Raw genomic sequence first — 23663 nt, 5'->3', positions numbered from 1 at the left:
CTTTTATCTATATCGGAAAGGGGCTGTCTAAAAAGTCGCTTTGATGGTACTCAGCGACCACTTTTTAACGGCCCCTAAACATTATTAAATTCAGAATAAAGTTTTAAGGAAAAAAATCGCAAGAATTATTTTATTCCGAAGGTAATCAAAGCTTAATTATCTTCGAGATTGTTTTTTACTTACTCTTTTTTTCGGAATTGAAAAATTCTCCGTTTCCTTTTCTTTGGAAAGGTGCACAGTTTGAGTAGGAAATGCAAAACCTACACCGAGACGATCAGCCAGGTCAATTATCTCCAAATAGATTCTCTCCTTAGCTACAAGTTCTTCTGCATAACCCGGTACCTGAACATAACAATAAAGCAGTATCTCAAGGCTATAGGCCCCGAAGGAAGTGAAATTTATATAAAATTTATCCTTTCTGGTTTCCGGATCCCTTTCTATGATTTCTTTAATCCCCCTTACAAATTCGAGGATTGTGTTTGGTGCTGTACCGTATTCGATTCCTATTTTTGTTAGAATTCTTCTGTATTGTCTCAATCCCATATTGTCGATTCTTGTATTTGCCATATCAGAGTTGGGTATAGATACAACTGAATCATAAAAGGTTCTAATTCTTGTAGAACGTAGTCCTATTTCTTCTACAACCCCTTCATAAGAACCAAGAACAATCCAGTCTCCGGCTTTGAAAGGTTTATCGAATAAAATCATAAGAGATCCAAAGAGATTGGCAGCGGTATCTTTTGCAGCCAGGGCAAAGGCCAGACCTCCGATTCCCAGACCGGCAAGAATCGACATTACATTATAACCCATGTTCTGTATACTGACCAGTATTCCTAAGATCACAACTAAAACTTTAGCAGTTTTTAATATTAGAGGAAGGAGATGTGCTCGAAAATGTGTATCAGCATCTTTATAACGAACTTCGACAAATTCAGAGAATACCACCATAAGTCTATAAAGCATCCAGATTGCAAATACGCTCAACTGGATATTTAATACGAAATCAAGTATAGTAAGTAAGATGCCTTCAATCTGTAAGTATTTTAAACAAAAATACCAGAAGCCTACAGCGGCAATATAGCCAAGAGGCCCGGAAATAGCAGAAGCAATCCTATCATCCCAGGCATTATTTGTTTTACTGGCAATAAGTAAAAATAATTTAGTTGCAAGCCCGATAAGTAAACGAATTAAATAACCCAGTAAAATGGCTATCAAAATTCCGAGCCATTGCCAGATATGAGAACCCAAAACTTTCGCTCTGGCCCAGGCAGGAATAATCCGTCTTAACCAGGGAGCTTTATAGGCTGCACCGGCACCGGAACCCTTCAGATAAGGATACGATTTGACTTTTTGATAAAAGTCCCTGGCTCTATAGGTAGTTGCAGGGGAAAACAGCCACTCTCCGGCACGCTCTCCTTTTTCTACTTTAGAAATGGTTATTTCTGTATTGCGTAACCTCCAGCGGTTGGATTCCGGTTTTTCAGGGATATATTCATATTTAATGATAATAACTCTATCGATTACTTCTTTAAGAAAAATAGCAATTTCAGAACCTTTCTCTTCGCGAAGGAGGTAAGGTGTATCTTCCAGATCCAGACAACGTATAGCGACTTTGATTCTCTCTTTTAGTTCGATATCGCCGGAATCCACCCCTTTTTTATAATCATTCATAGCAGTCATGAATGTTCTCATTGTATCCCGTGGAGAGTCGGTCTTAACTTCTACCAATCTCTGTATAAGTCTTTCTTCTTGTTTCTTATCTTCTGCATACACACCCGGTATAAGAAAAAGAAAACAAAAAAACATGAGAATATATTTATTCCAAGCTGTATTCATAAGAAAACCTTATGAAAAAAAAGAAATATGCGTCCAGAACTTTTAAGCTTTAGAAAATTAACTCTATTTCGAATTATCTCTTTGATAGCTTGGAAAGAGTTGATCTTATAATTCCGTTCAGCCGGACGCTGTGCTTGCTCAGCAACCAGGAGCCAAATTTTGGCTTTAAAAAAAAAGTTCAAAAAAGTATCCCAAAAATTCAGTTTGGCTTCCCGTTCCATAGAAAAATTTTGTTCCATTTGTGCATTTTCAAACCCTTTATAGTAGGAGATCACAAAATGAAACAGGAAGATACGGAAAAACAGAACGGGCTTTTACCCTTACATAACGATATTGTATTTAAGATATTTTGCATAAAGTATCCGCATTTGCTGGCAGACCTTTTAAACTCGGTTCTGGGTTTTGAAGGAAATCAAAAAATCACCCGGCTAAAAATACTAAATCCGGATCAAAAACCCTGTGATTCGTGAAGCGGTTGAAGCCCTTCAGGATATTTCTCTGGACAGAAAAACAAGAAACTACTACGAGATGCGTCTGAAAACAGAAAGAGACCACGAAGCCACCATCGAGTATGCCTTCGATGAAGGACTCAAAAAAGGAAAGGAAGAGGGCATCGAAAAGGAACGCTATCTAACTCAAGAAATAGAGAAGACACAGCGCCTTGTGAGTATTCGTGAAAAAAGAGCTGAACATAAAAGTAAACTCCGAACTGCGATAAATTTGAAAAAAATGAATCTATCTATTCAAGCGATTTCTATTGCTACCGAACTCCCCGAAGCTTATCTGGAAAAATTTTTTATGCTTCGACTCAGGCTTACGCCTTCGCTCAGTACAAGCGCTGATGAGACCCCTGAACGAACGTAGAGAGTCGAAGGGCAGCGATCAGCTTTTGTGATAGATAAGCTTTTTCTTATAAAAGGGATACTTAACTATCTAAGAGCTGATCGCTTAAAATTAGTGGCCTTATTTGGTGGGCTATACTATTTTGATACTATGCCGGTCTATCCCTTTCCTTGTTACTGTGGTTCGGCTCCGTTCACCAACCACTGTCGAAGTACGGAGAGGGATGTGGTTAGGTGGAGCTTTCTAAGAAGTGCTTGCTTTCGTGTTTTATATAATCCCGGCGAGCATACTATAGGCCCTTTCTCTGTCTTTATAAATTTGCTCAATAAGATCTTCGATAGAATTAAATTTCATCTCATCACGTATTTTTTCAAAAAAATGAAATTCAATATCTTTTCCATATAGGTCCCCGTGATAGCCTAGTACATGGCCTTCAATACTTTTCTCTCTATTCTCAAAAGTAGGATTATTTCCTATATTTACAATTGCCTTATATAATTTATTATTAATATTTATCAGGCAGGCATAGACACCGTCTCCTGGAATAATAATGTATTCCGATTCTACAATCAAATTGGCTGTAGGAAAGCCAATTTTCTTACCTCTTTGAAAACCTCTCCCTACTGTACCTCTGAGATAAAAGATTCTGTCTAACATCTTATTGGCTTTTTTTATATTACCTTCCTGTATATTTTTACGTATCAGGGAGCTGGATATAACTTCACCATCAAATTTAACTTCCTCAATTTCCTCCACATCATAGTTAAATTCCCGACTATGTTTCTTTAGAAAACTAAAATTTCCTTCTCGCCCTTTTCCAAAACAGTGATTGAAACCTATTACAATATGCCTCGCTTTTAGCTTCTTAACTAAAACATCACGCAAGAAATCATAGGCATTCATACCGGCAAATTCCGGAGTAAATGGAATCGGGTAGAAGTAATCAATTCCGCAATTATTCAGAAGATTTCTTTTGATATCAAAACTAAATATGTCTTTGAAATTCTGCTTTTTTCCCAGAACCCGAGCCGGGTTGGGATGGTAAGTGATGACGAGAGAGGGGATTTTTTTCTCGATAGAAATATCTGTTATCCGGTTCAAAAGGGCCACGTGACCGGGGTGGATTCCATCAAAATTGCCGAGAGTAATCACGGAGCCATTCAAAGGAAGTTCTGATTCGTCTTGTATGTTGTGAATTGTTTTCAATTTTTTTCCTGAGAGACTTTTATCTACTTGCAGAATTCTACAATGGAGTAATTATTTTACTCCTATGAACTATTTCTTTATAATCCTACTTCTTCTCAGTTTGAAACCTGTTTTTTCGGATGATATTAATCAATATAAAAAAAGTCTGAATTTCAATCCTATCTTAGAAAAAGAAGAAGCCGGTTCCGCTGAGGATTATACCGACTACAGTGCTCTGCGTCGCTGGGCCAACTATCACTCTCTGCACCTGATTCCCGATAATCCGGCAGCCGGACTGAAAGACGGAATTTGCCGGATGGTACCTCCTAAGGGCCTCAAGTTTTATCTAACAGCCAATCCCGACTGGAAAAGAAGTTTATATCTTCATCTGGACTTAACCCGATACCGCTCGATACGCCCGATTGAAATTCATCCGAAAGGACTCAGAATTTTCGTTGGAGATCAGTTAAAGCAGGTTGTTTATTTTTCCTCCGAAAGTCAGGAAGAAAACCCCGTAGTGATTCAGCTTGGCCCTACTGATTTTCCGAATGGAAGAATTGAGATAAATCTGATACCGGAAGATACCATTGATAGATTCTGGGGTGTCTGGGATGCGTTTTATTCCCTAAAACGGGAGAAATAACCCCGCGCCCGAAAGCGCCGAGGTTATATAGTTCAATTACAGCCTTCTGGCTTTACTACTAAATTTTTCAAAAGCGGAACTGGACACAGCTCCCCCGCTTTTATTGCTTTCTGCTACAAGTTTATTCATTTCTCCCACTCTTTTGGTTGAAGGAGGGTGGGTACTCATAGCATCTGCCAGACTGCTGGTTATCGGGTTTTTATGGGCCTTGGCCTGGCTTTCCATTTGTAATAATTTTTCATAAAATTTTCCTACATACGCCTTGGAATAACCGGCATTTACTGCGGTTCTAAAACCAATTCTATCAGCTTCGAGTTCGTCTTCCTGGGAGTTTTGCATAAACTGGTATTTGGTAATAAGATAGCCAGCAGCAATCCCGACAGCAGCACCGGCAGCAGCTGCTGCTGCAACACATTTATTAAAGTCATTTCCCTTCTTTCCCTTGCAAGCAGTTGCAGCACCGGCAGCACCACCTATAAGAGCACCTATTCCACTGCCTGTTGCGATATTTTTCCACATTTTTGTGGTCATTTGATCTGCTTCGTAGATTCTTTCGGCAGTGTGTCTGGCCTTAACGTGTCCAATTTCATGACCGATGACACCGGCAAGCTCTGCTTCGGAATCCGCCATGGCAATGAGGGGAGCGGTGACAAAAATAGTTCCGGCAGGAAGGGCAAAGGCGTTTACGTTTTTGGTTCCAACCACCATGAAGTTGTATTCATAGGGCTTTCCATGCAGACCATTGGCCCGTACAATCCTCTGCCCTATACCGGAGATATACTCCTGCATATCATTGTCTTGAACCGGAGGATAATCTTCAAGCATCTTGGGTAAATACTCCTGGGCCATATTTTTCTCATCTTCCACGGTAATATCCGTGTATTGCCCTGTATTATCTCCTTCTCTATAGCGTTTTTTATCACCAGAAGAACAGGCCGAGAGCAAAAGTGGAACCGAAGCCAGAAAGTGTTTTCTACCTATCGGTGTAGAGTTCCAATCGGCAAGAACCACCTCCAGTTCGTGTAAAGCTTTTTCTTTATAGTTCATAAGCAAAAACCCCTGTATTATTTATTTTGTATAAAACAATTTATTTCCCATTGTATCAGACCTGAATTCAGGAGAAAAGAAGATTTTTTTCTCCTCTGTGGGTCCAGGGTTGTTATATAAGGATCCTGTCTATATCCATTAGTATTTGTTACCGCTATATATCATGATTTTAAAATAACAAAAAAGAACCTATTAGAGTGTTTTTACTTTACTTTAGGATAAAGGAAAATAAATATCCTAATTTATATTATTATGGGTTATTCAAGTGTTGTAATAAGATATTATTCTAAAAAATCTGATGATTTGGAAGTATTATCTAATATTTTTAACTTAAGCAATATTACTAGTTTTAGCTCTATAGACTCTCTCTTCAATGAGATTAATAAGGAATTTTTTTATATTATTTTTACTAATTCCGCAGATGATATTGATAAGCTCTTGCAATTCCTATTAGATAGTTTTTTTCTTAATTTTAATGTTATAATTATTCTAAATATAAAAAATAACGAGTTAGTTGTAAAATTATTAAAAGCTGGCGCCTTAGCAGTTTATTATAAGGAAGAACAAGCTCATTTCCAAACCTTGTTAAAAAAAACAATAACCGGTGAACTCCAAACCAGCCCTCTTGCTTCATCTTCGATTTTTAGCTATTTTCAAAGGATACCTTTTCATTTAAGTTCACGCGAAAACCAAATTTTAGAACTTTTACTGAAAGGAAAAAAAGTTAAAGAAATAGCCGGGCTTTTAAGTATATCACAACTTACCGTAAAAAAACAGATCCAAAGTATCTATAAAAAAACAAATTCATCCAATAGACTTGAATTATTTTCTCGCATAAATCACTACAGGAAGGAGGAAGGTTGTCGAATGACCTAAATTTCCTGTGTCACAAAATATTGGGATAATCAGTCAGGATATAAATTTCTATTCTTTCAAACAAGAAAAGATTAATGAATTCCATTCTACTGAATTTAAATTTCAAAAATGGATTTCAGCAGAGGAGTTCTGGAGGAAAAGAAATAAGAAAAATTTGAGTCTCCTCCTAATAGAGATAGAACTTTCTGGTATGAATGGACTGGAACTCACCAAACTCATTAAACGCCAATATCCAGAAATTAAGATTATTCTAATATCTTCTAATGAGTCCATTGAAGATATTTCTGAGGTTTTAAGTTCCGGGGCGATTGGGTATGTTCTACAAGAAGAAGTAAAACAGCTTGATTCAATTATTTTCACCGTCCTTTCCGGAGGAGGGGTTTTTTCTCCTAACACTTCAAAAAGGGTCATAGAATATATTCGAAATTTAAAACAACCCGATGAAAAACACCTATGTTTTACCGAAAGAGAATGGAGTATTATAAAAGAATTAATGCTCGGAAATGGTATTGATAAAATCAGCCAGAAATTTGGAACCTCAAAGCAAACAGTCCGAAAACAGCTAAGCAATCTTTATAAAAAATTTGGAGTCAAAAATCAGATTGAATTAATAAATAAATTATCTGAATACAATTTAATCGATTGAGGTAAATAAATACTCCCTTTGTAGTATATCCATGAAGAAAATTGAATCGACTTTGTTTTAAAATCTTTCTATACTACTCCTATTCTAAAAGAAAGAATATGGGGTTATGGAGATGAAAAAGAAACATTGGATAGGTCTAATGATTATTATCTATCTTTTTATTTTCCGGACTGATAATGCTTATGCCCAACTGGAAGTAAAATTTTCGGATTGGAGAATTGCTGCCAACAAGTATCGCAATAAAACGAAAGCAAAATTAGAAAAGGAAAATTTTTATGATTCTCTTATTTTTAGTTCGGATCAAAACTCTCGAACGATAAGCATTCAGAAGTTTAAAAAAGATAAAGAACATGCAAACTTTGCTATGCTTGGTTTTCCTCTTGGCTACAGACCTGAAAATAGTCGCTGGGAAATTGAATTTTCCATAAGCGGAATTACCTCCAGACCCAGCAGGCAGGATTCTTTTTATCAAATCCAGCATGTTGATTCTTATGAAACAACTCCTTATTCCAGGTATTATACGGGTTCCAGTGATAGTTTTTCTATGTTTTTGGGTCCCGATAAAAAATATAAATTCTCCAAGTTTGATCAGGACATACTATTCAAATACTATATCCAGGAAAATACGGAATTGAAAACCCATACTTTTCTTTTTTTTGGTTTGCGGTACCAGACCTTTTCCTGGAAATTAAAAAATTTTTCACCCGATGTTCTATATTTAAATTTTCCAGGATTTCCTTCTTTTACAATGCCTCCTTTTTTCACTTTAGCTGATAATCAGTCTATGGATTCTATAGGACCTTATTGGGGAGTCGGAGCGTCGCAAAAAATAACAGAAAAAGATAAACTTACCTTTATGGCTGGATTGTCTCTTATGAACGGTAAGAATAATTCGAATGAAATGTCTTTCGCAAAAATAGAAAACTTTAGTTTGGTTAACTTTGTAAATTATCATGAAAAGAATATGATAGGCTACGGTTTTAATCTGGAAGTTGTATATGAATATGAGATAATAGAAAAACTCTTTTTTAAGATATCCTTGAATAATCAGGTAGTATCTTACCGTTCTTTTAAGAACAGAAAAAGTGTTGGTGGCAATTTTATAATTTACAAACCCATGGGTTCTACACAGGAAACAATTTCCGGTAGTATTTCAACTGAAAAATTTCTATTATCTCCCAGTATACTGGATAATAGAAATTTTACTATATATCCTCTGGAAAAAACCAAAACAGATTATCTTGTAGATGTTTTTAGTTTTTTATCCATTAGTATTGATAAGAATTTTTAAGGAGAACTGTCATGAAAAATTTATTACATTTCATTATTATAGTTATATTAGGTTTTGTTCAATCAGGATGTGAAAGTAAAGTAGATGATTTGATTCCTGATTGGAAGAAAGGTTTGGCGGAAATGAAATTTATAGAATATAATCAAAGTTGGAATAACTTCGCTGCTAAACTTGAAATCGATTATAATAAACCCAGTTATCATCAAGTAAATGAAACCATTAATTACTATTCTTTCCAGGCTGAAAAAAACAAAAATTATAATATAATGGTAGAAGGTTATGGTTTAAAACTTACAGGTATTGAAGGAGATTCTCAAAAAGAAATTTTTTCAGTAAATATAAACAATTCTTATAGTTCCAATTCTGGTGGTTTATTATATAAATTTGCTTCAACTATTGATGGAGAATTTTTTTTAAAGGTAGAAAAATTAGAAGGATATTTATATAATATACGTGTATATGATGAAGCACCTTATATTTCTTCAGAAATGAAATTACCATATTTAAGGATAAATGAATTTGCCAGTATTACTGGAGTGAATTTTGATTCTAATATAGAAAATAACACTGTTACTATTAATGGAATTGAGATGATTGCTAGCTCAGTCTCTGATAATGCAGGAGGTCATTTTAATGAATTACAGAATTTATATTTTAAAATACCAGAAGACCTTAAAATGTATGTAAATGAACAAGGTGCTCGGGTTCTTATAGAAACAACTAAAGGAAATTACACTAAAAATTACTCTTCACTAATATTACCTGCTGTAAGTTTTACATATAAATTTAAAGATTATCCGGACGAAGCATTGATTACAAATGAATCTATATATCTTTCAGTTCCATTTAGAATTGGAATGGATAAAACTTCTTTGGTTGCAGAATTTACATCAACTTTAGACCAGGTTACAGTTGAACAAATACCACAGATATCGGGACAAACTGCGAACAACTTTACCAGTAAAGTTTCGTATAAGATCGAATCTTCTATAGATAAAGTGTCTCGTTATTTTTATGTAAATGCTTATAATGGATATTTTTGGAAAACAGAATTAGAATTTACAAATAGTTCTGAACCAATAGCAATGACTGTCAGTAACGATGAAGACATTTATGTTCTGTCATCTAATGGAGGATACCTTGGATTTGGAAAATATAGTAAAGATGGAATTTTGCTCTGGGACGACGGAATGAATGAAACTTTTACAATTAAAGGAACTGGAATAGTTACAGATAATAATGGAAATGTATATATAACAGGACTAACAAAAGGAGAAATAAATGGAGAATTGCTCAATGGAAAGCAAGATTTTTTTATTTTAAAATATAGTTCTACCGGAACCCTGCTTTGGACAAAATTATATGGAGTAGCAAACACTACAACTCTTGGCTCAGGAATATCTTCTGACAATTCAGGCAATATTTATATCACAGGCTATACGAGTGGTAATTTAGATGCTCAAGTAAAAACGGGAATTTATGATCTATTTATTGCAAAGTATGATTTAAACGGAAATAGAATATGGACAAGGCTATTGGGAGGTACAGATTCGTATCAGTATCCAAAATCAATAATTAATGATACATTAGGAAATGTGTATATAACAGGTTATTCTGAAGGTCCAACTATAGATGGATTAACAGTGACCAGTCATGATACGTTTATAGTAAAGTATGATTCAAATGGAAATAAGCAATGGACAAGGTCATTATCTGGTAGTTCCTGGGTGGAGGGATATTCTATAATTTCAGATTCAAATAACAATATTTATATTACCGGATCTACAAGTGGAGATTTAAATGGACAGATAAAAGATAGTTCCTATTCTGGTGATAGTTTATTTGTTGCAAAATATGATAGTAATGGAAATAGGCAATGGACAAGAATTTACAATGCTTATTTTAGAGGATGCAGCATAAGTATAGATTTATCAGGCATGGTTTATGTTTCTACCGGAAATTACATTGCTAAGTATGATTCCAGTGGGGTTTCACAATGGAAGACACGAATATCTGTGATGAATTCATATGCATCCTATGATTATAATCGAGGATTATTTGTAAATAAGTCCGGTAATATCTACTATTTAGGTAAGGATACTTATTCTGATTTAATTAAATTTAAGTAAAATCCTATTTTTCATAATCAGAATTCTATATTACACCAACTAACATGTATTAAAAAGGAGTTTTATTTTAAATCGAAATCTAAAATTGTTCTTTTAGATTTCCATGAAAATTTTAGTGATGGTTATTAAAGATTATGAAAACCACTAAAAATAAATCGAATTCTTTCTTTTCCCAAAATAAACTTTTTGATAGAATTCACACTCGCTTTCAGGAAGAATTTGACTATAACTTTCAGATTGAAATTCTCAAAAGTGAAACTCAGAGAGCATATTTAGTTTTATTGCTAATCTGTTTAGCCTTTTTAATCTTCCTGGTTAAATTTTTTTTCCTATTTAATCCAGAAGAACTTCAGAGTATCAAAACAGAACAAGTTCAATGGAAAGTTTTCCTTATTCTTCTGCTCTACTCATTCTATGAATTTGGTATAACTTTTCTTTACAAACATTTTCAAAGAATTCAAAAACCGATTCCCCTATTCGGACGGATTATGAACACTCTTCTCGAGATTTCGTTTCCCACACTGATCGTAATCTCTTTAAAAAATATTTATCCTGCTGAATATTTATTGGCAACTCCTCCCACTTATCTTTATTTTATTTTTATTATTTTATCCACGCTTCGATTAGATTTTTTTATCTCCTTTTTTACAGGAATTTTTGCGAGCTTACATTACTTCTTTTTAGTTTGGATTACTATAGCACCTACCGTTTCAGATAAGATTCATTATATAAATTCCATATACTATCAAAGAGCTTTCATTTTTCTCGTCAGCGGCTTAATGGCCGGTTTCGTAGGACTTCAAATTAAGAAGAGGGTTCTACATTCTATAAAGTTACTGAATCAGAAAAATGAATTACGAAAAATTTTCGGCTCTCATGTATCACAGGAAGTGGTAAATGAGATTTTAGAATCCGGAAAGACTCTGGTCTCTGAATACAAATATGTCTGTGTTATGTTTTTAGATATTAGAAATTTTACAAAATTTTCCGAGCATAGAACTCCTGAGGAAGTTTTTAACTATCTAAATTTACTTTTTGAATTTATGATTGAAAGCATCAATCAAAACCGGGGAATCATTAATAAATTCCTGGGAGATGGATTTATGGCTGTTTTTGGTGCTCCTATAACAGGAGGGAAAACGAGTAAAACTGAAGTATTTAGCCTCTAATCAGCGAAAATTTAATTAGTTCTATAAATTAACTAATTGATGCGGGTTTACACCTTTTCAGTACAATTACTTTGGGTTGCGTCACCCTTCGGTTCCTTATTCAATATTTTTAAACTTACTTTCGATTAGATTTAACATTTTTTCTCTATCAGGATCTGACATCGTATCTTGTTTTCCCAGAGGGCTATTTTCAAGTTCTGAATGGGAATGAGAAAAGCCAATATTTGCTTTTTGCAAATCTGCAGGATATATAATAACAACCTTATCTTTCTTTTGAACAATCAAATAATCGGTGTCATTAGTTAAAGTTTTGTTGTCCTGAATATTTTTATATTCTATTTTACCTTCACAGTGGCAGGTGAATACCATATCTCCATTTATCATGGTGTAAAACTTGGTTCCACGAATCCCGGCTACCGATACGGGAGTATTCAGGATAAGTTCTTCACCTTTTTTGAGTTTACTGGATTGTAACCAGGTTTTCCCCTGTAGCATAGAAATGGAAAGCTTCTCGGCTTCCTTTTGGATTCTAATTTTACTTTCCGATTGGATTTCTATATTACCGGTTTCAGCACCTAAGTTGAGAATCACAGAAGATTTTTTACCTGTATTCAAACCGTCTCCTGTGCCAAGAGACTCACCGGGCTTTGCGTTATGAGTAGTTCCATCGGATTTTGTAATCTGTACATCTCCATTTAAAAAGAGAACTTTGGCTACCGGCACTGCCTGATTTGTTTTTGAAGGATTGCAATATAAGAAAAAGAAAAAAGCAGCAATTCCCGCTTTGCTTGTAACAGGCAGATAAGGCTAAGATTTTTGGGTTTACAGGGAAAGCTTTCGTAAACTTTTTCATCAAAAATCGCTTGTACCTGTGCAGGGATATAGTCTTTTTGACTATATGCCAGCCAAAAACGAGTTACACGCACGGGTAGATTTATCAGCAGATGGACTTTATCAAACAATTCGGGAAGAATTTTCTAAAATCCCGGACCACAGAGTCAATCCTTCGATTTCCCTAACAGATGCTTTGATGTCAGCCTTTGCTATCTTTTCTCAAAAGAACGCATCGCTTCTTGAGTTTGAAAGAGAAAAAGTGAAGAATAAAAATCTTCAAAGTATATACAAGATTCAAGAGATACCCTCTGACACTCAAATGAGAGAAATTGTTGATGAAGTTTCAACAGGAGCTTTCAGGAAAATATATAAAAACCTTTTTTCAAAACTTCAGCGTGGCAAGGTTCTCGAATCTTATCGTGTCCTTGATGATTATTATATTCTTTCCGGAGACGGAACCGGATTCTTCTCCTCAGAGAAAATTCATTGTAAATCCTGTCTTGTAAAGAATAAGAAAAGTGGAACTCTCTACCAGCATATGATGTATGGTGCCTGTATTGTGCATCCGGATAAGAAAGAAGTTATCCCTCTTATGTTTGAACCTATTACAAACGAAGATGGGAAAACAAAAAATGACTGTGAGTTAAACGCCTCTAAACGATTTATTGAAGATTTTAGAAGAGAGCATCCTCATTTAAAAACAATATTTGTAGAGGATTCTCTGTTTTCAAATGCTCCCCACATTGAATTACTGAAAGAGAAGAATCTATCCTTTATCATAGGTGCAAAAGAAAAAAATCACAAACACCTTTACAATCAACTTGATAAGCTACAGGAATTAAAAAAGACAGAGCAATTCTGTATAGAGAAAGATAGATTTTCTCATTACTTTTCTTTTACAAACCAAATTTCTTTAAATGAGACTTCAGAACTCAAAGTCAATGTTCTTGAGTATAAGCAGGTTGATAAAAAAGAGCATATGATTGCTTTTAGCTGGGTTACAGATATTGAAATTACAAAAGAAAATGCTTATGAATTGATGCGAATCGCGAGAGCACGATGGAAGATAGAAAATGAAACCTTCAATACTCTGAAAAATCAGGGTTATCACTTTGAACACAATTATGGACATGGCAGTAAGAATTTGTCTAATAACTTTGCAACTCTTATGATACTTGCTTTTCTTGTAGATCAGATCCAACAATCAAGCTGTGCATTATTTCGAAAAGCACTTGGAACTTTTCATGCAAAAAGATTGTTCTGGCAAAAGATAAGAAACTTGTTTGAAATATTTGAATTTTCATCTATGGAGCAACTATTCCAGGCTATTGCTTATGGATTTAAAGCAAATATTTCTATAGGAGAAAATTCATCATAGCGAGATTTTTAAAAACAGTGAAAAATTTTCTGAAGGAGCTATTCATTCATTTTTCCTTGTACTAATTTTACTATGATTTTAGCTCAATTTTTACTATACATAAGTATTTTGGGTTCTTTTCCTCGAAGGAAATCCGGAAGTTATGGATTAAAAAACAGGCTTAAAGAAGCCTTGTACTCTAAAGCGGGAATTGCTGAGAAAAAAGTAAGAAGAAAAATTGTAATAGTAGATTTTTTCATAGTTAGTACTCCGATTATAATATTTTTTTTATCTCACCAATGATGTCTTCCTTATCTTTGAAAAACATAGGTAGAACAACATTTTCAAAAATAATTTTACCGTTTTCATCGATAAGGTAGGTAGCTCTTTTGGTACCTAAAAGACCTTTGGCATCATAGGCTTTGCATACATCTCCTTTTTCATCACTTAATAAGGGAAAAGGGAGTTTATACTTGGCCTTAAATTTTTTGTGAGACTCGACTGAATCCATATTTATTCCCAGAAGCTTTACCCCAAGTCCCTGAAATTCTTCAAAACCACTGCTATAAGAGCAGAGTTGTTTGGTACAAACAGGTGTATCGTCTCCTGGATAAAAAACAAGTAAAACCCTGGAACCTCTGTAATCAGATAGAGAAACAAGGCTTCCTTCTGAATCCGGCAAAGAAAATACAGGTGCTTCTTTTTGTAATAAACTCATCTTCGTTCCTTATTATTAATAGTAAAAGCTTCTCATTGAAATCGAACGGTTTTGAAAACCCTCATATATATATTTTACGGTTTCGTCTTCCATTCTCATTCCAAGAATGTAGATCATGGGAAGATAATGTTCCGGTGTGGGAACGGAAAGCCGGGTGGCTATATCAGACTTCTTATAGTACTGACAGAGTTGCACATCGTTCTTCTTATCTAAATTATCTTTCACCCAGGAATCAAACTCAACAGCCCAGGCGCAGGGTTCTGCATTTACCTGTTTCATGTCAACTTTTTGTAGATTATGAACCACATTTCCACTTCCTATTACCAGGATATTACGTTCTCTTAAAAAACGAAGCTTCTTTCCCAATTCGTAGTGGTAGCGTTCAGGCCAGGTGTAGTCAATGCTTAGCTGTAAAACCGGAATCTCAGCTTCCGGAAATAAATTATGCAGAACAGACCAGGAACCATGATCTAAACCCCACTGCATGTGAGGTTTAATTTCCGGAATTTCGAAAGAAATAATCTTTGCGAGTTCCGATTTCCCCGGGGGCTCATATTTTATCTGGTAAAGTTCAGGAGGAAAACCAAAGAAATCATAAATCTGCTGTGGATGTTCCTGTGCAGTTATAAAAGTCCCCTCCGTAAGCCAGTGGGCTGAGATAATCAAGATGGCATCAGGTTTTGTAAGTTTATTACGAAACTCTTTTAAAGTTTTTGTAAAACCATTCTCCTCAATTATGTTCATTGGAGAACCATGACCTATAAAAAGAGCGGTTTGAAGGGACTTTTCTTTCATAAGACAAATTTTTCCGAAGAGAATTTATATGACTACCAGAAAAAATGGAATCATAAGGATTTTTAGAATTATTCTTCCATTGCCTTTTCTACTCTATCTTTCAGACCTTTTGCGTATAACATAACTTTACATCTACATTTTGCAAATTCATTATCGGTGGATTCACAGGATTTTAGCCAGATCTGGGGAGATTGTATTCGGATATTATAGTGTCGAATACCTTTTTCACGGGCTATGTCAGAAAACATTTTTCCTACAGCACTTAAGCGGGCAGCCTCCACACAGGTAGTCTCTTTCATAGCGGGACTTTCTTTTTCTATAGCTTTAGATGATGCCCTACCTTCGGAAAGGGTTTCATAGTTGTCTTCATCGATCCAGCCCTCTCCCCGACTTGTAACCCGAGTTGTTTTTAAAGGAGGATCTTTCTTAATTTTTAACTTACAGATACATTCTTCGTAATCATTTTTCACACTCCTGCAGGAAAGAAGAGAAAAAGGGGGAAGTTTTCCTGCCGTACTGAACTGAATTTCGGGGGACTCAGGAGAACCCTGCAAGAGTATATTACCATCTATAGAACTATTTTGCAGAGCATTTAAGCGAGCAGCTTCCGTACAGCTTAATTTCTTGCCCAGATAGGTCTTTAAACGAATGGCATCTTCTGAAGCCCTTCCGAAACCTTTGACTTCCAGCCTGTAGGTATCAGAGGCGTATAATATGGAAAAGAAAAACGTAAGAAATAGGAATAAATTTTTAAGATTCATAAACAATCCTTCCGGATCAGCTTATGAATCTTTCTCTATTAATAAACTGTTTTTTTCCCTTTTCTTATGAAGATACAGGTTTTGATTCCGGGACAATCGAATCTATAAAATATTTTAAATCATCCAATACTTTCTCGCGACTTTCCGGAGGTTCGTTCATCATTTCATGGTAAAGACCGGGATAAACTTTTAAACTGACCTGTGCGCTACTCAAGGCTTTTTCTAATTCAATGCTTCCTCTAACATCCACAATACCGTCAGCATCACCATGCATAAGAAAAACAGGTGCTGTAAGCCTGTGTGCCTTTTTATACAGGGCATGAGAGAGATGGAAAAGGTTATTGGCCATCTGGAAGGAAATTTTGCCGTGAACCAGGGGGTCCTTATTGTAAGCATCGATAACCGCTTTATCGTGACTTAAAAAATTTACATCGAGATTGGCATCCAGGACAAAATCGGGCATAAGTACCGCGAGGTAACGAGCGGCAATTTTTTTAACTTCTTTTTCCAGGTCCATCTTGACTTTTAGCCCGGGGGCACTTAATAGCAGGGCATGGAGATAATCCTGATTATTTAACTCAAGGGAATATTGTAAGGCAATTACACCACCAAGAGAGTGACCCAGGAGAAATATTTTTTTTGTATTGTTCTCTTCCTGGGCAATATGAATGAGATGAGAAAGGTCATCCACATAGTATTGAAACTGCTCTACATGCCCGCGGATTCCTTCAGAGCGGCCATGCCCTCTCGAATCGAGTGCATAAATATTAAAATCCGAATCTTTCAGTTTATCAAGGAGGTTTTTATAGCGATCACTATGCTCTCCAAAGCCGTGTTGGATTACGAGAACTCGTTTTGCATCCGTTTTTTTCCAGGATTGGTAAAAAATTTTCAGGTTATTACGGAAAGATATGAAACTTTTCTGTTCGTTTGTATAGCTCACTACTGATCCTCCAGAGATTCTTGTTCTTAGTTAAGCAAATTCTTTCACTAATCCGGGGTCAAGTAGAAAACAGATCCGGAGAAAATCCGGGTATAGAGTTAAAAATGCTGCTATATTAGATATCCCATGAATTCCATATACAGATGAGCAACCATTGTACTCATCTGTATATTACTTTGCAATACGCGACTTTTACGATTTTATCCAGTCGGTTTTTTTAGTTATTGGGGTTTTTTCTTGATAACAAGTTTTCTTTCGATTTCAAAAATCTTTTCGGGTAGCTTTTCTTTACCCAATTTTCTTTTATCGCCTTCCTTGATGAACAATTCGGCACCAAATTTTTCAAAAGCTTCTTTGGCCTTTATGTTTTTCAAGCCGATAAACTGTATTTGAACTTCTCCGGCAGGGATTCCGTATTTACCCCCTACATCTTCAGTGCTGAGGATGCGCGAAATACAGGTAACCGTATCACCGCTGATAGCCGGCTGTGTATGATAGCCTTCGGTATAACCCAGATCCCAGAGCATATTTTCTGAAATATCACGGGAAGCAAGACCGATTAACCAGGCAAATACTAAGCCACCGTATACGATAGGCTCACCACTCATGGGGCCGGAAAGTCCCATCGAATATAACCTGTCATAGTGAAGAGGGTGAGTGTTTCCCACACGGTATGTCCAGGGAATATGCTCATCACTGATAGTTCTACCATTTGCGTGTATGTAGACCTGTCCGGCTTTAAAGGACTCAAAATAGCTATTTTCCCAGGTTACATCCCGGAAAGCCGATGGATACTTTAATTCTGGAAGTTCAATTTGGGGACTTGTTTTTTCGGGGAAGTTGGCAGTAGTGCTTCCCGGTTTGGAAGGTCCGCTTACTTTACCATTAGCAAAGTTTATCATAATTTTTCTTTCATATTGCAGTACGACTTCATCATTCTGATTAAAGCAAAGGGTACGAACGTGAGCAATACCGGGTTTATCTTTTCCTTTATCTGCAATATCTAATACTTTTGTGCGGGAAGAGAGTGTATCTCCCGGATACACAGGCTTTAAAAACTGGACATTATAATATCCAAGATTCGCAACCGCTTTTTCTGAATTATTCTGGACTCCGAGAGAAAGGGCAAGATTAAACACCAGCATGGGAGAAACCAGCATATCTTTGAATCCGTGTGCCTGAGCATAGGGTGCGGACAGGAAAAGAGGGTTTGCATCCATGAAAGTCGTAGCAAATTCCTGGGCAAATGACCTGTCTACGGTAAAGGCTCTTGGATGAACAAAAATTTCCCCTACTTTAAATTCGTCTAAGTACCTTCCATAGGTGTTTTTCTTAACTTCGAAGTTTTCACTCGCCGTATTGGGAGCGAGTTCGGCAAAAGGATTGAATTCTATTTTCTTCATGCAAATTCCCTGATATTTTTTAAGACAATATGAAGCTGTAAGCCCAGAAGGAAAACTTTTTTTTTCAGATAAAAGTCCGGAAAGAAGCTGATATTTAACTCCTAAACTTTCTTCCATTTTCGACTTGACGCTAAAAGGCCCATAAATAACTTGTACCAGTCGTATTACGCAATTATTTTCTGATTATACAGGACAAGAGTTATGAAAAGGACATACCAACCGAGTAAAATAAAGAGAAAAAGAACTCACGGTTTTCGCAGTAGGATGGCTACTCAGGGAGGCAGAAATGTCATTTCCAGAAGAAGAGCAAAAGGGCGTTATAAACTGACCGTTTCTGACGAAAGAACCGATAAAAAATAAAACTTTTTGACCGGAGACAATACTCTACGTTCCAAAAAAGAAATCCAGGCTGTTTTTAAAAAAGGAAAAAAGCTCAGCAGTTATCCACTCAGAATTTTTTACTTGAAAAATGGGGTTTCCATAACCCGTTTTCTTTATTGTTCGGATAGAACAGCCCGCACAGCTGTAAGGAGAAACAGGGTAAAAAGGGTTCTTAGGGCCTGCATAAGAGAGCTTGAATCCTCTGTATCACCCGGCTTTGATATAGCGATTATCGCTTCGTATTTGTTTACCGAAAAACTTTTTTTTGAACGTATCCGGCAACTCAAAGAATTGCTCCAGAAAATAGACAAATGAATAGAGTGGCAATTTTTATCATCGGTCTCTACAAGAAGTTTCTTTCTCCCCTATTACCCGGTGCCTGTCGTTTCTACCCCAGTTGTTCAGAGTATGCAACGCAGGCATTTCAAAATTTTAACTTTTTTTATGCCTTTTATCTCAGCATAAAAAGAATAGCAAGATGTAACCCTCTATCCGAGGGTTATCATGACCCAATCCCGGAAAATCCCAAGAAAAAAGGTTGAGTATTTGAATGGAAGACAGACAGAATAGGCTTTTTATTGTAATTTTTTTAACTTTCGTAACCTGGTATGGAATCAATCTCTTTATTGCTCCCAAGGAAGAACCTCAAACCGGAAAGACTCCAAACAGCACCACTACTCAGAATAAAAGTGCAGAGGATAAAACAAAAGAACCTTCCACTGTAGAGAAACCTTCTGAATCCTCGAAACCAGTCGAACTTCCGGGTATAGAAAGACCGAAAGAAGTTTCCAAATATCATGTGATTACTTCTTCTTATCTCATAGAATTTTCTTCTATGGGTGGGAAAATTGAGAAGTTTTATGTGAAGAACTATCCCGGCCTGGATGGAAATGAAGTAAAAATTATCAAAAAGAAAGAAGATGAAATTACCTTTCAGGACAAGAAATATAAGGCCATTGAAATCAGCCGGAATCGAGGTTTTGATTTTAATATTATCGAGAAAATGGACTCGATTCCGCTTTCTCCTTATAACCAGGTTAACTTCTCATCTAATTTTGATAAAGAAAAGCTGCTCTTAAGTTTCGATGCAGTTTCTCTGGATGGGAAATTTCTCATAAAGAAAGAATTCCAGTTCTTTGAAAAAGAAAATTACTTTAAATTTAAACTAAAACTCAGAAATAACTCCACAGAAAAGGTAGAGGTAAGCTCTCATCCTATTTTTCTGAGATCTTTTGGAAGTCTCGGTCCTGTGGATAATTATGATGAACTCGATGACAGACACAAAATGCATTTTTTCCGTTTCTATTACATGGATGGAGACTTTGAAGACAGCGTTGATGGAAAATCTACGGATGGTTTTTTCAGTTCTCTTTTCGGAGGAAACAAAAAAAATACAGATCCCCGTTTTGATATTATCAAAAATGCGAATGGTCTGGAATTTTTTGGCACCGGTAGTCGTTATTTTGTAGCTGCTCTGAACCCCTTAAACCACAAACCGAGCGGAGCCTTACTCGATAAGAGAGATGGAAACCAGACTGGAATCCTCGCTCATTACGAGCCTCTGAGTCTTAATTCTGGTGAGGAAAAGGTTTTTGATTTCGCTGCCTATGTTGGAATCAGGGAAATGGATGCGATGACCTTCCGTAATGAAGCTTTTCAGCCCATTAAAAAGGACAGTCCTTTTCACGGTCTTTCTGATAAGCTGGACAAGTCCTTCAACCAGGGTCTTACAACTCCTTTCCGAAACGGGATTGTCTGGTTACTTAAAAAAATGTATTTTCTCATTCCGAATTTTGGCTGGTGTATCATTCTTTTTGGAATTTTATTTAAAGTCGCATTTTATCCCCTGAACCAGAAACAGGCGGAAAGCATGAAAAAAATGCAGGAACTAAAGCCCCAGATAGATGAAATCAACCAAAAATATGAAAAAGATCCCCAGCTCAAGCAGCAGAAAATTATGGAGCTTTACAAGCGTAATAATGCAAACCCCATGGGGGGCTGTTTGCCCATGCTTATCCAGATCCCTATCTTCATAGCCCTGTATACGGCCTTTAGTGATACAATTGATCTCTGGAAAGAATCATTTCTCTGGGTAAACGACCTGAGTGAGCCGGATACTGTTTTTACAATTCCTAAATTATTAGGAATGACAATTAATATTAACGTATTACCCCTGATTATGGTGGGAACCCAGGTGGTGCAAACCAGTATGACTTCGGTATCATCTGATCCGAACCAGAAGATGATGATGTATTTCATGCCCTTGATTATGCTATATTTCTTCTGGACTATGCCATCCGGGGTCACTTTGTATTGGACAATCCAGAATGTTCTCTCTATTGTTCAACAGGTTTATACCAATAAATTCGGTAAGGGGCCGAAAATAAAAGTTATGGTAAGCCAGTAAGGCTGACCGTAGTTCAATGTTTCGAAATTATATTCTGGAGAATCATAATGTTAAACTACATTTTTGAATCGGAAGGAAAAACAAGGTCTGAGGCCGAGCAAAATGCTTTGAATACCCTCAGGCTGGATGCCTCCGACCTGAAATTTGTAACGGTGGAATCACCCCGGTTTGGTTTTTTAGGTCTTACAGCCCGAAAGCCGGCTGTAGTTCGGGCTTACCCTGCCAGGACTGATATACCGATAGAAAAAATCATCCATGGAGTCGTTCAGACTATTCTGAAAAAGATGGGAATCGAAGCCCGTGTGGTAGGAATGGGTGATGTAGAAGGAAAAATTTACGTAGAATTAGAAAGCGAAGATTCAGGTCTTTTGATAGGTAAAAGAGGAACCACTCTGGATGCCCTTCAATTTCTCGTAAACCTGATGGTAGACGCTGAAAAAAGAGCCAACCGGAAAATCGTAATTGATATAGCTGACTATAGAGAAAAGAGAGAAATGGCCTTGATCCGTATGGGAAAATCTACCGCTTCCGCCGTAGCTAAAACAGGAAAGGCCAGACTTTTAGAGCCTATGAATCCTTACGAAAGAAGAATTATCCACATGGCCCTTCAAAAAGACGACCGTGTTTTTACCCGCAGCGATGGAACCGGAACCTATAAGCGTGTCAGGGTAATCCCTATGAAAGACAGGCATAAGTATCCGGATGTAGACCCTGATAAATCTGATTCTGGTTCGGATGAGCTTGATTAAACCAGCATGGATACCATTGCTGCCGTCTCTACAGCACACACTCCCGGAGCTATAGGCATCATTCGGCTTTCCGGGAGCCGAAGTTCTGAAATTTGTTCTAAAATTCTAAAAAAAAATAACCAGCCTCTTCCTCCTTCTTATTTTATTACTCATTCTCGAAAAGCTATACTCTGTGATTTGTTTGATGCAGAGAAACATGTTGATCAGGTTTTATGCCTTTTTTTTTCCTCACCTGCTTCCTATACCGGCGAGGATATAGCCGAACTTCACCTTCACGGGAACCCGATTCTTTTAAGCGAGGTTCTTTCCCTCTTATTTAGAGAAGGAGCCAGGCCGGCAGAAAGGGGAGAATTCAGTAAACGGGCGGTTTTGAATGGAAAACTGGATCTTACCGCTGCTGAGTCCATAGGAAGGCTGGTTTCGGCCCGTTCAAGATTTGAACTCGAATTAGCTCGTAAAAACGTTTTCGGTGAAATTCATCGCCTGAGTTCCAGGCTTCGCAGCGAGTTAATCAATCTGAAAGCAGAGTGTGAGGCTGAACTTGATTTTTCTACGGAAGATTTAACTTTTGAATCTTTTGAAGAAAGAAAAAAACGTTTACGAAGTCTTTTAGAATTGGTTCGTAAGGTATTAAAGAGTTCAGAAAGAGCCAATACGGTCATTCAGCACACGAAAATTGTTCTCTACGGTGCGCCAAATACAGGCAAATCCAGCCTTTTAAACGCGATTTTAGGAAAAGAAAGAGCCATTACTTCCCATATTCCCGGAACCACCCGTGACTACCTTTCAGAGTCCCTGCTACTGGAAGGTTTTCCCATACAACTTGTAGATACAGCGGGAATACGGGAAACAGAAGATGAACTGGAAAAAAAGGGAATAGAAAGAAGTGAAAAAGAGTTCGAGACAGCTGATGTTCGTCTATTTCTCCTGGATACTTCTGAGGAAATAGGGGTTCAGGAGTTTTTAGAAAAAAACCGGCAAAAAATTACCGGAAGTATTCTGGTTGCAAATAAAATCGATATACAGCATAATTCCTGGAAAAATACTTTGAATTTATTTTGTACTGATACTACAATAAAAATATGCGAGACTTCTTCAAAAACAGGCCAGGGAATCGATGAATTAAACCGTATTATTCTCGAAAAAGTTAAGCAGGTGGAAACTTCGGATGGAGAATATGTTCTTCTAGAAGATAGAAACCGGCATCATTTTGAGAAGATTAGGGGCTTCCTGGAAAAAGCAGCTTCTCTAATGGAAGAGAATGCTCCTCCTGAGATTTATATATTGGAAATAAACGAGACTCTTCGAGAAATCGGTGAAGTAACCGGAAAGGTAGAGACTGAGGAAGTGCTGGGCAGAATATTTAGCAGGTTTTGTGTGGGTAAATGAAAGATACCAATAAAAAGAAGATCGAACTCTTTAAAGATTCCCTTAGTGATAGCTTTGATAAGGAAAGGCTGAAAAATATTGATATTTCTATAGAAGGATATCTGGACAGGTTTGAGCACCTGGGCAATATGGATATTCCCGAAGAAACGAAAACTGTCATACGTGATATAAAACTCCTCCAGATTAAAAATGAAGACAGTCTCACGAAAGCAGCCGAGCTCATAAAACAAATCGAAAAAGGACTTTTAGAATTATAATATT

The 23663-nt window shown here is 36.6% G+C and carries 25 protein-coding genes; 16 read left to right on the top strand and 9 right to left on the bottom strand.

What is annotated here, in order from left to right:
- Positions 1-156: 156 nt before the first annotated feature.
- Positions 157-1836: a mechanosensitive ion channel family protein gene (locus tag H7A25_01475; protein MCP5498546.1), complete on the bottom strand. Its 1680-nt coding sequence runs from the start codon at positions 1834-1836 to the stop codon at positions 157-159.
- 278 nt (positions 1837-2114) lie between these two features.
- Between H7A25_01475 and H7A25_01470 the strand changes: the two genes are divergently transcribed.
- A complete protein-coding gene (locus tag H7A25_01470) occupies positions 2115-2306 on the top strand; it encodes a hypothetical protein (GenBank protein ID MCP5498545.1) in 192 nt (63 codons plus the stop codon).
- The gene (locus H7A25_01465; GenBank protein ID MCP5498544.1) at positions 2296-2700 is read left to right on the top strand and encodes a hypothetical protein; all 405 of its coding nucleotides are present in this window, start codon (positions 2296-2298) and stop codon (positions 2698-2700) included. The genes H7A25_01470 and H7A25_01465 overlap by 11 nt, the downstream gene beginning before the upstream one ends.
- Positions 2701-2946: 246 nt before the next feature.
- Here the strand turns inward: H7A25_01465 and H7A25_01460 are convergent, their stop codons facing one another.
- Complete coding sequence (locus H7A25_01460; GenBank protein MCP5498543.1) at positions 2947-3885, bottom strand: bifunctional riboflavin kinase/FAD synthetase; 939 nt, start codon at positions 3883-3885, stop codon at positions 2947-2949.
- A gap of 64 nt (positions 3886-3949) precedes the next feature.
- Between H7A25_01460 and H7A25_01455 the strand changes: the two genes are divergently transcribed.
- The gene (locus H7A25_01455; GenBank protein MCP5498542.1) at positions 3950-4507 is read left to right on the top strand and encodes a hypothetical protein; all 558 of its coding nucleotides are present in this window, start codon (positions 3950-3952) and stop codon (positions 4505-4507) included.
- Between the two features lie 36 nt (positions 4508-4543).
- Here H7A25_01455 and H7A25_01450 read toward each other — a convergent pair whose 3' ends face one another.
- Positions 4544-5554 (bottom strand): M48 family metalloprotease, encoded by a 1011-nt coding sequence (locus H7A25_01450; protein ID MCP5498541.1) that lies wholly within the window; start codon positions 5552-5554, stop codon positions 4544-4546.
- A gap of 252 nt (positions 5555-5806) precedes the next feature.
- Between H7A25_01450 and H7A25_01445 the strand changes: the two genes are divergently transcribed.
- The 5 genes from H7A25_01445 to H7A25_01425 all read left to right on the top strand — a co-directional run bounded on the left by H7A25_01445 (position 5807) and on the right by H7A25_01425 (position 11665).
- Positions 5807-6430 (top strand): response regulator transcription factor, encoded by a 624-nt coding sequence (locus H7A25_01445; protein ID MCP5498540.1) that lies wholly within the window; start codon positions 5807-5809, stop codon positions 6428-6430.
- A 7-nt stretch (positions 6431-6437) separates the two neighbouring features.
- Positions 6438-7076: a response regulator transcription factor gene (locus H7A25_01440; GenBank protein ID MCP5498539.1), complete on the top strand. Its 639-nt coding sequence runs from the start codon at positions 6438-6440 to the stop codon at positions 7074-7076.
- A 112-nt stretch (positions 7077-7188) separates the two neighbouring features.
- Positions 7189-8367 carry a hypothetical protein gene (locus tag H7A25_01435; protein MCP5498538.1) on the top strand — a complete coding sequence of 393 codons (1179 nt, stop codon included), beginning with the start codon at positions 7189-7191 and terminating at the stop codon, positions 8365-8367.
- A gap of 11 nt (positions 8368-8378) precedes the next feature.
- Positions 8379-10496 carry an SBBP repeat-containing protein gene (locus tag H7A25_01430; GenBank protein MCP5498537.1) on the top strand — a complete coding sequence of 706 codons (2118 nt, stop codon included), beginning with the start codon at positions 8379-8381 and terminating at the stop codon, positions 10494-10496.
- A 134-nt stretch (positions 10497-10630) separates the two neighbouring features.
- Complete coding sequence (locus H7A25_01425) at positions 10631-11665, top strand: adenylate/guanylate cyclase domain-containing protein (GenBank protein MCP5498536.1); 1035 nt, start codon at positions 10631-10633, stop codon at positions 11663-11665.
- A gap of 96 nt (positions 11666-11761) precedes the next feature.
- On the opposite strand, the gene H7A25_01420 is transcribed toward H7A25_01425, so the two are convergent.
- Positions 11762-12388 (bottom strand): FecR domain-containing protein, encoded by a 627-nt coding sequence (locus tag H7A25_01420; protein ID MCP5498535.1) that lies wholly within the window; start codon positions 12386-12388, stop codon positions 11762-11764.
- Between the two features lie 175 nt (positions 12389-12563).
- Between H7A25_01420 and H7A25_01415 the strand changes: the two genes are divergently transcribed.
- The gene (locus tag H7A25_01415; GenBank protein ID MCP5498534.1) at positions 12564-13877 is read left to right on the top strand and encodes a transposase; all 1314 of its coding nucleotides are present in this window, start codon (positions 12564-12566) and stop codon (positions 13875-13877) included.
- A 253-nt stretch (positions 13878-14130) separates the two neighbouring features.
- On the opposite strand, the gene H7A25_01410 is transcribed toward H7A25_01415, so the two are convergent.
- The 5 genes from H7A25_01410 to H7A25_01390 all read right to left on the bottom strand — a co-directional run bounded on the left by H7A25_01410 (position 14131) and on the right by H7A25_01390 (position 18476).
- Positions 14131-14574: a peroxiredoxin gene (locus H7A25_01410; protein ID MCP5498533.1), complete on the bottom strand. Its 444-nt coding sequence runs from the start codon at positions 14572-14574 to the stop codon at positions 14131-14133.
- 15 nt (positions 14575-14589) lie between these two features.
- On the bottom strand, positions 14590-15369 hold the full coding sequence (gene ygiD, locus H7A25_01405) for a 4,5-DOPA dioxygenase extradiol (GenBank protein MCP5498532.1): 780 nt from the start codon (positions 15367-15369) through the stop codon (positions 14590-14592).
- Positions 15370-15437: 68 nt separating this feature from the next.
- Positions 15438-16130: a hypothetical protein gene (locus tag H7A25_01400; GenBank protein MCP5498531.1), complete on the bottom strand. Its 693-nt coding sequence runs from the start codon at positions 16128-16130 to the stop codon at positions 15438-15440.
- Positions 16131-16194: 64 nt separating this feature from the next.
- On the bottom strand, positions 16195-17073 hold the full coding sequence (locus H7A25_01395; protein ID MCP5498530.1) for a lysophospholipase: 879 nt from the start codon (positions 17071-17073) through the stop codon (positions 16195-16197).
- A gap of 221 nt (positions 17074-17294) precedes the next feature.
- Complete coding sequence (locus H7A25_01390) at positions 17295-18476, bottom strand: MaoC family dehydratase N-terminal domain-containing protein (GenBank protein MCP5498529.1); 1182 nt, start codon at positions 18474-18476, stop codon at positions 17295-17297.
- Positions 18477-18677: 201 nt separating this feature from the next.
- Between H7A25_01390 and rpmH the strand changes: the two genes are divergently transcribed.
- From rpmH to H7A25_01355, 7 genes are read left to right on the top strand one after another with little or no spacing between them, the layout of a single operon-like run.
- On the top strand, positions 18678-18836 hold the full coding sequence (gene rpmH / locus H7A25_01385) for a 50S ribosomal protein L34 (GenBank protein ID MCP5498528.1): 159 nt from the start codon (positions 18678-18680) through the stop codon (positions 18834-18836).
- A gap of 6 nt (positions 18837-18842) precedes the next feature.
- Entirely contained in the window at positions 18843-19172 is a 330-nt protein-coding gene (gene rnpA / locus H7A25_01380; GenBank protein ID MCP5498527.1) for a ribonuclease P protein component, read from the top strand.
- Positions 19169-19399, top strand: coding sequence for a membrane protein insertion efficiency factor YidD (gene yidD, locus H7A25_01375; GenBank protein MCP5498526.1), 231 nt, complete (start codon positions 19169-19171; stop codon positions 19397-19399). Before rnpA ends, yidD begins: the two co-directional genes overlap by 4 nt.
- An 8-nt stretch (positions 19400-19407) precedes the next feature.
- A complete protein-coding gene (gene yidC, locus H7A25_01370) occupies positions 19408-21264 on the top strand; it encodes a membrane protein insertase YidC (protein MCP5498525.1) in 1857 nt (618 codons plus the stop codon).
- A gap of 47 nt (positions 21265-21311) precedes the next feature.
- Positions 21312-22013, top strand: a complete 702-nt coding sequence (locus H7A25_01365) for a KH domain-containing protein (GenBank protein ID MCP5498524.1) — start codon at positions 21312-21314, stop codon at positions 22011-22013.
- A gap of 6 nt (positions 22014-22019) precedes the next feature.
- A complete protein-coding gene (mnmE, locus tag H7A25_01360) occupies positions 22020-23402 on the top strand; it encodes a tRNA uridine-5-carboxymethylaminomethyl(34) synthesis GTPase MnmE (GenBank protein MCP5498523.1) in 1383 nt (460 codons plus the stop codon).
- Positions 23399-23659 carry a hypothetical protein gene (locus tag H7A25_01355; GenBank protein ID MCP5498522.1) on the top strand — a complete coding sequence of 87 codons (261 nt, stop codon included), beginning with the start codon at positions 23399-23401 and terminating at the stop codon, positions 23657-23659. Before mnmE ends, H7A25_01355 begins: the two co-directional genes overlap by 4 nt.
- Positions 23660-23663 lie beyond the last annotated feature (4 nt).

It is taken from the genome of Leptospiraceae bacterium (assembly GCA_024233835.1).
Taxonomy (GTDB): domain Bacteria; phylum Spirochaetota; class Leptospiria; order Leptospirales; family Leptospiraceae; genus JACKPC01.
The sequence above is the reverse complement of the archived record's forward strand: the minus strand, read 5'-3'. Positions and strand labels throughout refer to the sequence as shown.